Annotated in this window: 13 protein-coding genes; 5 read left to right on the plus strand and 8 right to left on the minus strand. The window is 67.1% G+C overall.

Going from position 1 to position 14,621, the window contains the following annotated elements; genetic code table 11:
- Positions 1 to 14: 14 nt before the first annotated feature.
- The 6 genes from pheT to thrS all read right to left on the minus strand — a co-directional run bounded on the left by pheT (position 15) and on the right by thrS (position 7,171).
- Complete coding sequence (gene pheT / locus ORK51_RS14165; protein WP_266085294.1) at positions 15 to 2,396, minus strand: phenylalanine--tRNA ligase subunit beta; 2,382 nt, start codon at positions 2,394 to 2,396, stop codon at positions 15 to 17.
- Between the two features lie 90 nt (positions 2,397 to 2,486).
- Positions 2,487 to 3,482 (minus strand): phenylalanine--tRNA ligase subunit alpha, encoded by a 996-nt coding sequence (locus ORK51_RS14170; protein ID WP_019182705.1) that lies wholly within the window; start codon positions 3,480 to 3,482, stop codon positions 2,487 to 2,489.
- A 195-nt stretch (positions 3,483 to 3,677) separates the two neighbouring features.
- Entirely contained in the window at positions 3,678 to 4,037 is a 360-nt protein-coding gene (gene rplT / locus ORK51_RS14175; RefSeq protein ID WP_017355264.1) for a 50S ribosomal protein L20, read from the minus strand.
- Positions 4,038 to 4,047: 10 nt separating this feature from the next.
- On the minus strand, positions 4,048 to 4,245 hold the full coding sequence (gene rpmI / locus ORK51_RS14180) for a 50S ribosomal protein L35 (RefSeq protein WP_017355265.1): 198 nt from the start codon (positions 4,243 to 4,245) through the stop codon (positions 4,048 to 4,050).
- 433 nt (positions 4,246 to 4,678) lie between these two features.
- The gene (gene infC / locus ORK51_RS14185) at positions 4,679 to 5,218 is read right to left on the minus strand and encodes a translation initiation factor IF-3 (RefSeq protein ID WP_172838068.1); all 540 of its coding nucleotides are present in this window, start codon (positions 5,216 to 5,218) and stop codon (positions 4,679 to 4,681) included.
- 48 nt (positions 5,219 to 5,266) lie between these two features.
- Positions 5,267 to 7,171: a threonine--tRNA ligase gene (gene thrS, locus ORK51_RS14190; protein WP_070425580.1), complete on the minus strand. Its 1,905-nt coding sequence runs from the start codon at positions 7,169 to 7,171 to the stop codon at positions 5,267 to 5,269.
- A gap of 407 nt (positions 7,172 to 7,578) precedes the next feature.
- Here thrS and ORK51_RS14195 point away from each other — a divergent pair, with 407 nt between their 5' ends.
- The 4 genes from ORK51_RS14195 (at position 7,579) to ORK51_RS14210 (ending at position 10,902) form a co-directional block, all read left to right on the plus strand.
- Positions 7,579 to 7,875 (plus strand): hypothetical protein, encoded by a 297-nt coding sequence (locus ORK51_RS14195; RefSeq protein ID WP_019182702.1) that lies wholly within the window; start codon positions 7,579 to 7,581, stop codon positions 7,873 to 7,875.
- Positions 7,875 to 8,138: a hypothetical protein gene (locus ORK51_RS14200; protein ID WP_019182701.1), complete on the plus strand. Its 264-nt coding sequence runs from the start codon at positions 7,875 to 7,877 to the stop codon at positions 8,136 to 8,138. Before ORK51_RS14195 ends, ORK51_RS14200 begins: the two co-directional genes overlap by 1 nt.
- A gap of 10 nt (positions 8,139 to 8,148) precedes the next feature.
- Positions 8,149 to 9,714, plus strand: a complete 1,566-nt coding sequence (locus ORK51_RS14205) for a PepSY-associated TM helix domain-containing protein (RefSeq protein ID WP_266085300.1) — start codon at positions 8,149 to 8,151, stop codon at positions 9,712 to 9,714.
- Between the two features lie 108 nt (positions 9,715 to 9,822).
- Positions 9,823 to 10,902 (plus strand): serine hydrolase domain-containing protein, encoded by a 1,080-nt coding sequence (locus tag ORK51_RS14210; protein ID WP_266085302.1) that lies wholly within the window; start codon positions 9,823 to 9,825, stop codon positions 10,900 to 10,902.
- On the opposite strand, the gene ORK51_RS14215 is transcribed toward ORK51_RS14210, so the two are convergent.
- Together ORK51_RS14215 and ORK51_RS14220 are read right to left on the minus strand one after the other, a co-directional pair.
- Positions 10,871 to 12,469: a winged helix-turn-helix transcriptional regulator gene (locus ORK51_RS14215; protein WP_266085304.1), complete on the minus strand. Its 1,599-nt coding sequence runs from the start codon at positions 12,467 to 12,469 to the stop codon at positions 10,871 to 10,873. The genes ORK51_RS14210 and ORK51_RS14215 overlap by 32 nt on opposite strands.
- Positions 12,470 to 12,519: 50 nt before the next feature.
- The gene (locus ORK51_RS14220) at positions 12,520 to 13,704 is read right to left on the minus strand and encodes a glycoside hydrolase family 18 protein (RefSeq protein ID WP_266085306.1); all 1,185 of its coding nucleotides are present in this window, start codon (positions 13,702 to 13,704) and stop codon (positions 12,520 to 12,522) included.
- 355 nt (positions 13,705 to 14,059) lie between these two features.
- Here ORK51_RS14220 and ORK51_RS14225 point away from each other — a divergent pair, with 355 nt between their 5' ends.
- Positions 14,060 to 14,443 carry a VOC family protein gene (locus tag ORK51_RS14225; RefSeq protein WP_216636719.1) on the plus strand — a complete coding sequence of 128 codons (384 nt, stop codon included), beginning with the start codon at positions 14,060 to 14,062 and terminating at the stop codon, positions 14,441 to 14,443.
- The last annotated feature ends 178 nt before the right edge of the window (positions 14,444 to 14,621 follow it).

Raw genomic sequence — 14,621 nt, forward strand, 5'->3', positions numbered from 1 at the left:
CCCATGCTTCCCGCTCAACCGCGGATCCGGGCGTGATGTTCACGCTCCATGGCAGAGACCGCCTCGGCCACCACCGCATCCACGTCGCGGTCCGTCAGAGTGCGCGACTTGTCCTGCAAAATCAAGCCCATAGCGAGACTCTTGAAGCCCGGCTCGACCCCCTGGCCGACGTACCGGTCGAACAGCGTGACCTCGCGCAGCAGCGGGCCGGCGGCCCGGCGCAGGGTGGCTTCCAGGTCGGCCCAGGCGGCGGCCTCGGGCACCAGGAAGGCCAGATCGCGGCGCATCGACGGGAAGCGCGACAGCTCGGTGGCGCGCGGCAGGGCGCGGGCGGCCAGCGGGGCCAGGTCCAGCTCGAAGGCGACCACGTCCACGTCGATATCCATGGCCTTGGCCAGGCGCGGGTGGATCTGGCCGATCCAGCCCAGGCTCACGCCGTCACGGTAGACCTCGGCCGAGCGTGCCGGGTGGCCATACGGACGCTGCGACGGCCTGAACTCGAGCTCGGCGCCGCTGGCAGCGGCCAGCGATTCCAGGTCACCCTTGAGGTCGTGGAAGTCGACCTTGCGGGTCGGCAGGCCCCATTGCTGGGTGTCGGCATCGCCACAGATCGCGGCAGCCACGCGCTGGGTTTCCAGCGGCGCGGGCTGGCCCTCGCCAGCCTGCTGGTGGAACACGCGCCCCAGTTCGAACAGGCGCACGCGGCCCAGCTGGCGGGCGGCGTTGCGGCCCAGGGTGGCGACCAGGCCCGGCAGCAGCGAGGGGCGCATCACTGCCAGTTCGGCCGACAGCGGGTTGGCCAGCGCGACCAGACCCTCGCTCAGCTGCCACTGTGCGAGCAGCGCGGCATCGACGAAGGCGTAATTGATGGTTTCCTGCAGGTCACGGGCCACCAGCTGGCGGCGCACGCTCAGGTCGTCCAGGCGGGTCTCGGTCGGCATGGCGATGCGCGAGGCACCGCCCGGCAACGTGGTCGGGATCTGCTCATAGCCGTGGATACGGGCCAGCTCTTCGATCAGGTCTTCTTCGATGGCGATATCGAAACGGCGGCTCGGCGCGGTGACCTGCCAGCCATCGGCGGTCGCGGTCACGTCCATGCCCAGCGCACGCAGGATGCGCTCCACATCGGCATCGGCGATCTGGATGCCCAACACGCGCGCGATACGGGCGCGGCGCAGGCCGATGGTGGCGGTCGCCGGCAGGTCGGCGTCGCGCACGGCCTCGGTGACCGGCGCCGGCGTGCCGCCAGCCAGGTCCAGGATCAGGCGGGTGGCGTACTCGATCGCCGCGCGCGGCAGCACCGGGTCGACGCCACGCTCGAAGCGGTGGCCGGCATCGGTGTGCAGGCCCAGCTTGCGGCCACGGCCCATGATCGCGGCGGGCGCGAAGTGCGCGGCCTCCAGGAACACGTTGGTGGTGTCATCGGTGACGCGCGTATCGAAGCCGCCCATCAGGCCGGCCAGCGCGATCGGGCGGTCGGCATCGGTGACCAGCAGGAAGCTGTCGTCCAGCGCGGCGTCGCGGCCATCGAGCAGCTTCAGGGTCTCACCGGCACGCGAACGACGCACGCCGATGCTGCCCTGCAGGGTGTCCAGATCGAAGGCATGCATCGGCTGGCCGAGCTCGAGCATGACGTACTGGGTAACGTCCACCAGCAGCGACACCGGGCGCACGCCACTGCGGCGCAGGCGCTCGGCCATCCACAGCGGGGTCGCGGCACGGGCGTTGACGCCCTCGATCACGCGACCAACGTAACGCGGCGCTTCGGCGCCTGCATCCAGCTGGATGGACAGTTCACGCGTGCCCACGGCGGCCACCGGCGCAGCGTCGAACGGCACCACTTCACTGGCGCACGCAGCGGCCACGTCGAAGGCGATGCCGCGGATGCTGAAGCAGTCGGCGCGGTTCGGGGTCAGCTTGATCTCGATGCTGGCGTCGGGCAGGCCGAGGTACTCGACCAGGGTCTGGCCAACGGGGGCATCGTCGGGCAGTTCGAACAGGCCGGACGCATCGGTGTCCAGGCCCAGCTCCTTGGCCGAGCACAGCATGCCGTTGGATTCCACGCCGCGCAGCTTGGCCGGCTTGATCTTCAGCTCGCCGATCTGCGCGCCTACCATTGCCAGCGGTGCGACCAGGCCCGGGCGCGCGTTCGGCGCACCGCACACGATCTGCAGGTGCTCGCCCTGCCCCGCATCGACCTGGCAGATCTGCAGGCGGTCGGCTTCGGGATGGCGTTCGGCGGAAATGATCTTCGCCACGACCACATGCTGCAGGCCATCGCCCAGCGCATCGACCTCTTCCACTTCCAGACCGATCGCGGTCAGCACCGCGCTGAGTTCATCGCGCGAGACGGTGGTCGGGACGTGGCTGCGCAGCCAGTTTTCAGAAAATTTCATGGTGTCACCCTGGTGGACCCGGCGCAGGCGCCTGGGCGGTGATGAATGGTGGTGCGACGTCGCGCCGGGGGCTGCCCGGCGGTTCCGCTGTTACGCGAACTGCTTCAGGAACCGCACGTCGTTTTCGAAGAACGCGCGCAGGTCGTTGACGCCGTAACGCAGCATCGCAAAGCGCTCCACGCCCAGGCCGAAGGCGAAGCCGGTGTAGCGCTCCGGATCGATGCCGACGCTGCGCAGCACGTTCGGGTGGACCATGCCGCAGCCAAGCACTTCCAGCCAGCGGGTGCTGCCGTCAGGCTGCTGCCAGGCGATGTCCACTTCCGCGCCGGGTTCGACGAAGGGGAAGTAGCTGGGACGGAAACGCATCTCGAAATCGCGCTCGAAGAACGCGCGCACGAACTCGGACAGCGTGCCCTTCAGATCGGCGAACGTGGAGTGCTCGTCGACCAGCAGGCCTTCGACCTGGTGGAACATCGGCGAATGGGTCTGGTCGCTGTCGCTGCGGTACACCTTGCCGGCCGCGATCATGCGCAGCGGCGGAGCGTGCTCGCCCATGTAGCGCACCTGCACACCGGAGGTATGCGTGCGCAGCAGGCGGCCATCGCCGAAATAGAAAGTGTCGTGCATCGCGCGCGCCGGGTGGTGCGGCGGGAAGTTCAGCGCTTCGAAGTTGTGCCAGTCATCTTCGATTTCCGGGCCTTCGGAGAGCTCGTAACCCAGGCGGCCGAAGATCTCGGTGATGCGCTCCAGGGTACGGGTCACCGGGTGCAGGCCACCGCGCTCTTCGCGACGGCCCGGCAGGGTGATGTCGATCGCTTCGGCGGCCAGGCGCGCGTCCAGCGCAGCGTCTTCCAGCACGGTCTTGCGATCACCCAGCGCGCTGGTCAGCGCGTCACGGGCACGGTTGATGGCTTCGCCGGCGGCTTTGCGCTCATCGGCCGGCAGGCCACCGAGCTGCTTGAGCTGGGCGGTGATGCTGCCGTTCTTGCCCAGCAGGGCCACGCGCAGGGCTTCCAGCGCGTCGGGGCTCTGGGCAGCGGCCACGTCGGCCAGTGCCTGCGTGGTCAGGGATTGGATGTCACTCATGGATAGCCGGAGCCTCGCGTCGGTATGCCATCGCGATGCGCGTCGGGCCGACCCCCGTCGCCAGCGCTGTCGATCGATGGCACCGGGAGGGCCACCGCCAACACAAAAAAGAATGGGGAAGGACTTGCGCCCTTCCCCATGCATTTGCCTTACCCACAGCCGTTGCGCGTGAACGGCAACGGCAGGGGAATGGACTTATGCCGCCAGTGCGCCCTTGGCCTTTTCGGCCAGTGCAGCAAAACCAGCTGCGTCGTGCACGGCGATGTCAGCCAGAACCTTACGGTCCAGGGTGATGCCGGACTTGAGCAGGCCGTTCATGAAACGGCTGTAGCTCAGGCCGTTGATGCGGGCAGCCGCGTTGATGCGGGTGATCCACAGCGAACGGAAATTGCGCTTCTTCTGCTTACGGCCGATGTAGGCGTACTGCTGTGCCTTGATCACGGCCTGCTTGGCAACGCGGAAGACCTTGCGGCGAGCGTTGTAATAACCCTTCGCCAGGGTCAGAATTTTCTTGTGGCGGCGACGCGCCTGTACGCCACGCTTTACTCGTGCCATGGGTCAGTCCTCAGAGGTAGGGAAGCATACGGTTCAAACGGCCTGCGTCTTCTGCACGAACATGGTTCGTCTGACGCAGATTGCGCTTCCGCTTGGTCGACTTCTTCGTGAGGATGTGGCTGCGGTTGGCGTGGCCAGCCTTGAACTTGCCGGAGGCGGTCTTGCGGAAACGCTTGGCCGCCGCCCGGTTGGTCTTGATCTTGGGCATTGCTATGTCCTTGATGATGTTTTGTCACTGACCAGGGCGGTGGCATTGCCACACTTTCCGTCCGTGCCCTTGCCTGCTTGTAAGCCCGGGATCCCCGATGGGAACCAGGCCGGTCCTGTTTGCCGTTGGAACAGCGTGCCTTTGTGGGGGGGGAAACCGTTCAAAACAGCACCCCCGCAAAACGGGGCCGCCCATTATGCCCGTGTATACGGACAGTTGCAAACGCTTGATTGGGCGGGTGTTTACCGCGGCGCGGCCGAACCTGAACGGAACGGGCGCGAGCCCGGGCGTGACGCCAGGCCGCGCGCGGGAAACGACAGAAGGCGCCGATGGGCGCCCGCTGCGTGGTGCACGAAGAGGTGCGGCCGGAGCCGGGCAGCCGACCGACGGTCGGCTCTACCTCCCGCCGGTTCGGGCCAGGCCCGATGGCCGGTTACTTCTTCTTCGGCGCGATCATCATCACCATCTGCCGGCCTTCAAGGCGCGGACGGGACTCGATCACGATGTCTTCGCCCAGATCACCTTCGATCCGGCTGGCCATCTCGCGACCCAGTTCCTGATGGCTCATTTCACGGCCACGGAAGCGGATGTTGACCTTGATCTTGTCGCCCTCTTCCAGGAACCCGCGCATCTTGCGCAGCTTGATCTGGTAATCACCTTCATCGGTGACCGGGCGGAACTTCACTTCCTTGATCTCGACCTGCTTGGTCTTCTTCTTGGCCTCGTTGGCCTTCTTCTGCGCTTCGAACTTGAACTTGCCGAAGTCCATGATCTTGCACACCGGCGGATCAGCCTGCGGCTGAATCTCGACCAGGTCCAGACCTTCGTCTTCGGCCATCGACAGCGCTTCGTCACGCGTCAACACACCAATCATTTCTCCGTCGCTGCCGATCACGCGGACGCGCGGCACCCGGATTTCCTGATTCTTGCGGTTCTGTTTGTTGTCAGGGGTACTGATATTGCAATCTCCCAGAGGAATCAAACCGGCCCATCGCGGAGCATCCGCAGGGCCGGGACTTTCTTACACGGACTGTTCTGCCTGCAACCGCTCGATGAAGGCCTGGACGGACATGCTGCCCAGATCTTCGCCAGAGCGCGTACGCACGGCCACGGCGCCATTTTCCTTCTCACGGTCGCCAACCACCAGCAGGTACGGGACCCGCTGCAGCGTATGCTCGCGAATCTTATATCCGATCTTCTCGTTGCGCAAATCGGCGTTCACGCGGAACCCTTGATCTGCAAGGGTTTTCCTGACTTCACTGACGTATTCAGCCTGAGCGTCGGTGATATTGGCCACCACCACCTGGGTCGGGGCCAGCCAAGCCGGGAACTGGCCGGCATGGTGCTCGATCAGGATGCCCAGGAAACGCTCCATGGAACCGACGATCGCGCGGTGCAGCATGACCGGGTGCTTCTTCTGGCTGTTTTCGTCCACATACTCGGCGCCAAGGCGGCCAGGCATCATGAAGTCGACCTGCATCGTGCCCAGCTGCCAGGTACGGCCGATGGCATCCTTGAGGTGGTACTCGATCTTCGGGCCGTAGAAGGCGCCCTCGCCCGGCAGCTCCTGCCATTCCACCCCGCAGCTGGACAGTGCCGAGCGCAATGCGCCCTCCGCCTTGTCCCACGTGCTGTCATCGCCCAGGCGCGATTCGGGGCGCAGCGCGATCTTGACCTGGATCTCCTCGAAGCCGAAGTGCTGGTACACCGCCAACGCCTGCTGGTGGAACGCGGTCACTTCCGCCTCGACCTGGTCTTCGGTGCAGAACACGTGGCCGTCGTCCTGGGTAAAGCCACGCACGCGCAGGATGCCGTGCAGCGCGCCGGAGGGCTCGTTGCGGTGGCAGGCACCAAACTCACCGTAGCGGATCGGCAGATCGCGGTAGCTGTGCAGCCCCTGGTTGAACACCTGCACGTGGCCCGGGCAGTTCATCGGCTTGAGCGCGTAGGTGCGCTTCTCCGACTCGGTGAAGAACATCGCGTCCTGGTAGTTGTCCCAATGGCCGGACTTCTGCCACAGCGATACGTCCAGGATCTGCGGGCAGCGCACTTCGCCGTAGCCGGTATTGCGGTACACCTTGCGCATGTACTGCTCGACCACCTGCCACAGCGCCCAGCCCTTCGGGTGCCAGAACACAAGGCCCGGGGCCTCTTCCTGCAGGTGGAACAGGTCCTGCTGCTTGCCGATGCGACGGTGGTCGCGCATCTCCGCCTCTTCGATGCGCTTGATGTACGCATCGAGCTGCTTCTTGTCGGCCCAGGCGGTGCCATAGACGCGCTGCAGCTGCTCGTTCTGCGCATCGCCGCGCCAATAGGCGCCGGAAATGCGGGTCAGCTTGAAGGCCTTCAGGAAGCGCGTGTTGGGCACGTGCGGGCCGCGGCACATGTCCACGTATTCCTGGTGGTAGTACATGCCCATCGCCTGGATGTCAGGCGACATGTCCTCGATCAGGCGCAGCTTGTAGTCCTCGCCACGGGCCTTGAAGATCTCGATGACCTCGGCACGCGGAGTGACCTTCTTGATCACGTCGTAGTCCTGCGCGATCAGCTCGCCCATGCGCTTTTCGATGGCGGCCATGTCTTCGGGCGTGAACGGACGCTCGGAGTAGATGTCGTAGTAGAAGCCTTCGGCGATGACCGGGCCGATCACCATCTTGACGTCCGGGTACAGCTGCTTGACCGCATGGCCGACCAGATGGGCGGCGGAGTGGCGGATGATCTCCACGCCCTCCTCGTCCTTGGCGGTGATGATGCGCAGGCTGGCATCGTGGTCGATGACATCACTGGCATCGACCAGCACGCCATCCACCGAACCGGCGATGGTGGCCTTGGCCAGGCCGGCGCCGATCGACTGGGCGACGTCCATGACACTGACGGGATGTTCGAATTCACGGCGGCTGCCGTCGGGGAGCGTGATCGCGATCATGAGAGTGCTTTGGTCTGGTGGCCCGCAGGGGGCCTGGAGAATCCGGGGGCGAGGCAATAAAAAAGCGCCACGAAGGCGCCTGCGTCAGGGGCCGTCGGGGGCGTTCAGCGGTGGGCGGTGGTAGTGCTCATGTCACACGCTAGACCGGCGCAGGGCGCGGGCCACCTTGTTGCCTCGATAGAGATGCCCTGATCTTAAACCAATCTGCCGATGAATGCGCCGCCGCGCGCCGGCATGCCCCTGCCCAGGCGCCTGAATGTGTACGTGTGGCGCCCATAAACGGCAATGATTACCATGCGCGGGTTACTGTCCTGACCAGGACAGGGTTGCCGATTGGATTCCCCCATGCCCTGCCCCGCTTCCTTCCCGGCCCGCCGCGCCCTGCCGCGTGCGCTGGCGGCCACCCGATGATCACGGTCGCCCTGACCTCGCTTGGCTTCTGCAGCCTGGCGCTGGCCGGCTCGGCGTTCTCGGCGCTGGCGCTGTATGCCGCCTCGCCGCACTGCCGCTGGCCGCGCCTGCGCCGGGCCGGCCGCCTGGGCCGGCAGATCAGCCTGGTCGCCGCGGTGGCGGCGCTCTGGCTGTGGATCGCCAATCTGGGCATCGCCACCGGCGTGGTGGTGATGCTGTGCAGCTGGATGCTGGTGGCGATCGCGCTGCCCCTGCTCGCCGCCTGGCATCGCCCGGCGCAGGTGACACGCTGATGTGGGCACGGGCCGGCGCCGGCGTCCTGGCGGGGTTCTTCGTGGCCGCCGCGGCGACCGGGCTGATCGCCTGGCTGCCACCGGGGCCGTGGCAGAACGCGCTGGTACCCAGCCTGATCGCGTTCATCCCGCTGTGGATGCTGGCTGCGATCTGGGCCTTCAGCTTCCGCACCGGGCTGCGGGCGTGGGCCGTGATGAGTGCCACCGCCGTGGCCGGGTTCGGCCTGCTGTGGCTGCTGCGCCTGACCGGCGCGGTGCAATGAGAGCGATGCGATGAAGTTCAGTTCCCAGACCCTGCGTACCTTCACCACCGTGCACACGTGGGTCGGCCTGGTCGCCGGCTTCGCGCTGTTCGTCGCGTTCTACGCCGGCGCGCTGACCCTGTTCCACCACGATCTGCCGCTGTGGCAGACCCCGCATGCGGTGGACACGCCGGCCGCGAGCCTGGACGACGCGCAACGCCTGCTCGATGGCGTGCTCGAACGCCACCCGGCCGCGCGCGCCCACGTCGGCATGACCTTCCCCGGTGGCGATCACCCGCAGCCGATCGCGTATTGGCAGGACGCCAAGGGCACCTGGCTGTACGCGTGGCTGGACCATTACGACGGCAGTGTCACGCCGCCGCAGACCGGGCTGGCGGAGCTGGTCAACGAACTGCATTACAGCCTCGGCCTGCCGGTCGCGGGCACCTACCTGATGGGCATCGTCAGCCTGCTGTATGGCGTGGCCCTGCTCAGCGGGCTGGTCATCCACCTGCCCAGACTGCTGGGCGATCTGTTCGCGCTGCGCCCGGGCCGCAACCTCAAGCAGATGTGGCAGGACGCGCACAACGTGATCGGCGTACTCAGCCTGCCCTTCCACCTGATGTTCGCGGTGACCGGCGCACTGCTCTGCCTGGTCTTCCTGCAGATGGCGGCGCTCAATCCGCTGATCTTCGACGGCAAGTTGCTGCAGGCGGTGCCGGCAGCGATGGACACCGCGCCGGTACGCGAGCCCAGCGGCCAGCCAGGCGATGACACCAACCTGCGCATGCTGCATGCCCGCGCCATCGAGGTGGCCCGGGCGCAGGGCGTGGCTGATTTCGAGCCGGCCTTCCTCAAGCTCGCCCATGCCGGCGATGCCAACGCCACGATCGAGATCACCGGCGAATCCGGCGGCACCCTGGGGCCGCTCGGCGCGGTCGGCCTGGATGCGGCCAGCGGCCGCCTGCTGAGCAGCCAGTTGCCTGGCCAGCGCGATGCCAACCACGCCACCCTGAGTGCCGCCTATGCGCTGCATTTCGGTGAATTCGGCAATGGCGTGGTGGTGTGGCTGTACTTCCTGCTCGGCCTGGGCGGCGCCTTCCTGTTCTACTCCGGCAACCTGCTGTGGATCGAATCGCGGCGCAAGCGACGCCAGGTCGAACAAGGTCGCGCGCAGATCAACATGGCCCGCGCGACAGTGGGGGTATGCATCGGGTTGTGCGTGGCGATCTCGGCCAGCTTCGTCGGCGCACAGATCCTGGAGCAGGTCGCGCCGCAGGCGGTGGACCACGGCATCCGCTGGATCTGTTTCGTCACCTGGGGCGTCTGCGCCCTGTGGGCGGCGCTGCGTCGCCCCGACCAGGCGGCCCGTGAGCTGCTGTGGGCGGCCGCGATCAGCACCGCGCTGGTAGCGGTAATGCATGGCGCCCTGACCGGCTTCTGGCCGTGGGCGAGCGCGGCACGGGGCTACTGGCCGCTGTTCTGGGTGGACGCGGTGGCGCTGGCACTGGCCTTTGGTTTTGCCACCCTGGCGCGTGCGAGCCTGCGCCGGGCACGGCATGGTGATCCGAACAGCGTCTGGAGTGCACCGCGCTGATCGCCTCGAAGGCTTGCGGCGGCGGGCCTTCAGAATTCTTCAGCCGGGTTTCCAGCACTTCAGACCGCCCCATGGCGTAGTCGGCCCTCATCTCGAGGAGCCTTGCCCATGCACCCCTGCCGCCCCCGTTTTTCCGCCGCGCTGATCTTCGCCCTGGCGGTGGCCCTGCCACCGACCGCACTGGCCGGGCCCACCCAGTTGGACGCAGCCCGGATCACCGCGCTGGAGTCGGCGATCGCCACCCAGGACATCAAGCAGGTCACCAGCATCGTGCTGCTGGTGGACGGCCAGGTGGCGTACGAGGGCTACTTCAACGGCGGCTCGGCGGACACCCTCAACGACGTGCGCTCGGCCAGCAAGAGCGTCACCGCCATGCTGGTCGGCGCCGCCATCGGCGACGGTTCCCTGCCCGGCGTGCAGGCCCGCGTGTACGACTACTTCCCGGCGTTCACGGCCCACCATCCGGTCGACCCGCGACTGCGCGCCACCACCGTGGAAGACCTGCTCACCATGAGCACGCTGTGGGAATGTGATGACGAAAACGCGTTCTCGGCCGGCCACGAGGAACGCATGTACGTGACCGAGCACTGGCTGGACTTCGTGCTGTCGCTGCCGGTCAAGGGCTTCGCACCGTGGATGACGCGCCCGGAAGACAGCCCGCACGGTCGCGCGCATGCCTACTGCACGGCCAATTCCTTCGTGCTCGGCGCGGTACTGGAACAGGCCACCAAGCAGCCCTTGGCCGACTATGCCGCGCAGGCGCTGGAACGACCGCTGGGGATCACGACGAGCAGATGGAACCGCTCCCCGGAAGGCATCGGCATGGGCGGCGGCGGGACGCGCTACCGCAGCCGGGACCTCGCCCGGCTGGGCGAGCTGGTGCTCGCCGAGGGGCGCTGGCAGGGCAAGCAGCTGATCCCGGCCCGCTATGTCCGCGCGATGGTCAGCGCCCAGGCCACCACCGGTGATGGCAGCGACTACGGCTATCAGTGGTGGGGGCTGAAGCTTCCGGTCGATGGGCACCAGACCACGGTCTGGTCGATGTCCGGCAACGGCGGCAACTACGTGTTCGTGATGCCCGGCAAGAAGCTGGTCGCGGTGATCACCAGCCAGGCTTACAACCGCAGCTACGCCCACCCGCAGTCGCGCCGCATCCTTACCGAGTTCCTGCTGCCCGCGCTGCGCTGAGGCCATCGAGGTCTGTTGGCCGCCATGGGGCGGCCAACACCCGGGCGCGCTGGGCGGATATGTCTGTCTCGATCGTGTCGAGCAGTTCCTGCCAGCCGGCCGCACCGTGCAGCGGCGCAAACAAAGGGGTGGCGCGCAACCACGCCGCGTCGCGGAAGCCAGCGTTCACCGCGTGATGCAGGGCCACCAGCGCAGCGGCCTCATCACCCTGGGCCTGCAGCAACATCGCACGCTCCAGTGCGGTGTCGGACCAGCCATCATCGCCTTGCCCTTCCAGCATCTGCAGGCGCTCGGCGATCCAGGTCGGGGCAGGCGCCGGATCGCCATAGAGGCCGGCCAGGGTCTGCCCCATCGACTGCTGCGGGCGCAATGCCCGGCTCTGCTCGAAGGCTCCGGCGGCGCCCTTCCGGTTCTCGCTCAACAGCAGCATCTCGCCCTGCAGGCGCAGCAACTGCGGATGTGGCGTCCCGCGAGCCAGTGCCTGATCCAGCGCCTGCTGTGCCTTGGCCGACTCCCCCATTGCCAACAGGCTGTGCGGCCAGGCGATGTTGGCGAAGACATTGTCCGGATAGAGCTGGAAGTTGTGCGCGTGCCGTCGAGCGGCCGCATCGGTGAACCCCAACAGCTCAAGCTCGCGTGCGAGCTGCACGTCGCGGAACCGAACCCGCTCGGGCGCGCGCAGCGACAGGTTGTCCTGCAGGGCCTGCGCGAGGTCGCCTTTTTCCTGCTGCAGATAGGCCAGCGATGCGCGCGTGCGCTCGTCACCCGGGTCGCGCCGCAGTGCCTGCCGGTAGTCCGCCATGGCGCGCGACATCGCACCGAGGCAGTCGTGGGCATAGCCGCGTGCGGCCCAGCCGGCGGCATCTTCCGGCGCCTTGAGCACCAACTGGCTGCTCAACACCAGCGCCTCCTGCGCACGCTCGCGCGCGCCGTTGAACAAGCAGGCATCGGCCGCCAGCGCCCGGGCGAGTCCACGCCGTGCGATAAGCGATTCAGGGTCGATCTGCAGCGCCTGGCGGTACAACGCGATCGCCCGTTCGTTGTTGCTGGCCTGGCCGATACCCGCGTAATAGGCGGCGCGCTGCAGGACCGCCTCCGCTGGCGACGCCGGTGCGCTGGCGGGACGTACCAAGGTGAACACGACGGCAGCAGCGGCGACCGTTACCCCAGCCAGCCAGACCCACCGTGCGGGTGCGCGCGCGCCGGGTGCGACGGGAGCGCCCTCCGTGCTGGCGCTGGCAACGGCATCACGTATCACCGGCTGCGGCGAGGCGCACAACTGGTAGCCACGGCCACGGACCGAGCGGATGTAGCGCGGCCGGCGACCGTCATCGCCCAGCGCCTGCCGGAGCAGCTTCACCCGCTGGCTGATCGCATCCTCGCCGACCACCGCCGGTGCCCAGACCTGATCGGCGAGCGTGTCGAAATCGACGACGGCGTTGCCGTGGGCCAGAAGGCAGTCCAGCAGCCGCCAACTCAGCCCGCCGACCGGCAATACCTGATCCCCTCGCCGCACCTGCTGGGCAGGGCGGTCGATGTGCAGATCCAGCAGGCGGACAGTCTCCATGGCGGCAAGCATAGGGCACGCCGCGTGCGTGGCGGCGGCGTTCGGCGCACTTACTTCGCAGGTACCCGGAACGGCGCCACCATGGCCTTGAGCAGGCTGCCCTGCGCGTCGTCACCGGTCAGCTCCCACATGAAGACGCCGCGCAGACCGCTGTCCTTGGCGAAGCTGGCGCGCAGACCGATCGAGGTGGGATCCTCATAGCTGACGAAGAGCTTCCCGGTGGCGTTGTACAACCACGGCGTCTGCGCGACCGGGTGCCAGTGCCGCTCCCAGCCGGGCTGGCCGAGCATGCTGGCCTGGATCTGCCGCCAGTCGCCGGCCGGATGCGGCGCGCTGTAGTGCTGGTAGAGGCCCTGGTTGGCATCGCCCTCCAGCTGGAAGCCACGGCCGTAGAACGGCACACCCAGCACCAGCTTGTCTTTCGGCACACCGTGCTGCTCGTAGTAGGCCACCGCGCCGGCCACGCTGTTCCAGCGTTTCAGTTCCGGCGCCAGCGGATCTTCCGGCACCGCGTGCAGCGGCGCGTTGAAGGTGGACACCGCCGAGAAGCCGGTGCCCATGTCGTAGCTCATCAGGTTGATGAAATCGAGCGTGCGGCCGAGCTCCTTGAGTTCATAGCTGCGGGCCGGATCATACGGACCATCGGTCTGCACGCGGCCGGCGGGCAGCGCGGCGGTGACCAGCCGGTGCTGGCCGTCTTTCTTGTCCAGCGCATCGAGCTGGCGGCGGAACTCGCGCACCAGCAGGGTCATGTTGCGGCGATCTTCCGGGCGGTCGGTGATGTGGGTCGGGCCGCCATATACCGGGAACTCCCAGTCGATGTCCACGCCATCGAAGCTGCCGCGATGGCGCTCGAAGAACATCGCCACGCAGGAGGCCACGAAGCGTTCGCGGCTTTCCGCGGTCAGCGCCGCATCGGAGAACCCGCCCGCGTTCCAGCCGCCGATCGAGATCAGGGTGTGCAGCGTCGGATGCGCACGCTTGAGCGCGGCCAGTGCCCTGAAATGTGCATCGGCCTGCGGCGCGACCGCGCATTGACCTTGGTCGATGGTGGCGAACGCATAGAACAGATGGGTGAGCGTATCGGCCGGAATGGTCTCCACCGGGTAGCGGTCCGCCGAACCCCCCGGGTAGTACGCGCCGATCACCTTGGGCAACGACTCCGTGGCAGAGGCGGCCTGTGGCATCACGCTGGCGATCAGAACGGCCAGGACAGCGACGGTTGGACGGAACATGGCATCTCCCGGGGCGAAGGCGAAGCCACGTTAGCAGCGTGCTGTGGTGCGCGGGCGCTTTGCGCGGTGATGTCCTGTGAATCCGTCCAGCGGACACTGACGGCTGACCCACGCAGGCCTGGCGGCTGTCCACAGGCCGTGCGGCAACACCCGGTACGCGCCACGGACGCGTCACTCGAAGTCGCCGCCCGCAGCGGACGACCGCGCGGTCTGTCCCGCTCTGCCGCGCCGCCCGCCCGCACGTATGCCTGCCTGCCTGTATGCCTGACGGCGACAGGTGTTCACCCCCGCCTTGCGTCATCGGTTTTACAGTTCAGCGATAGTGACTGCCTGCTGCGTGACACCGATGACCGACCTGCATATCGACCGATTGGACCATCTGGTCCTGACCGTGGCGGATGTCGCCGCGACCTGTGAGTTCTACCACCGCGTGCTGGGCATGGAGGTGGATACCTTCGGCGAGGGGCGCAAGGCGCTGCGCTTCGGCCTGCAGAAGATCAACCTGCATGCGCACGGCAACGAATTCGACCCCAAGGCCGAACGGCCGACACCGGGCTCGGCGGACCTGTGCCTGATCACCTACGCGACCATGGACGAGATCCTGGCGCACCTGCAGGCGCAGGGCGTGACCGTCGAAGAAGGACCGGTCCAGCGGACGGGTGCGACCGGACCGATCCTGTCGGTGTATTTCCGCGATCCGGACCGGAATCTGATCGAGGTATCGCGCTATCTGGCGTAATGCGCCCCACCCAACGGCAGCCATGCGTGGCATAGCATGGCACTCCACCGCGAACCGGCGCTGTTGGTTGGACATGCGGGCACAAAAAAAGCGGGCCGAAGCCCGCTTTTTCTTGTCTGCGAAAGCGTGAGGACCAACGGTCCTCACCTACCGACCGGGAAGCGTGAGGACCAACGGT

Origin of the sequence: Stenotrophomonas sp. RIT-551 (genome assembly GCF_026241915.1) — a bacterium.
Lineage (GTDB): Bacteria > Pseudomonadota > Gammaproteobacteria > Xanthomonadales > Xanthomonadaceae > Stenotrophomonas > Stenotrophomonas bentonitica_A.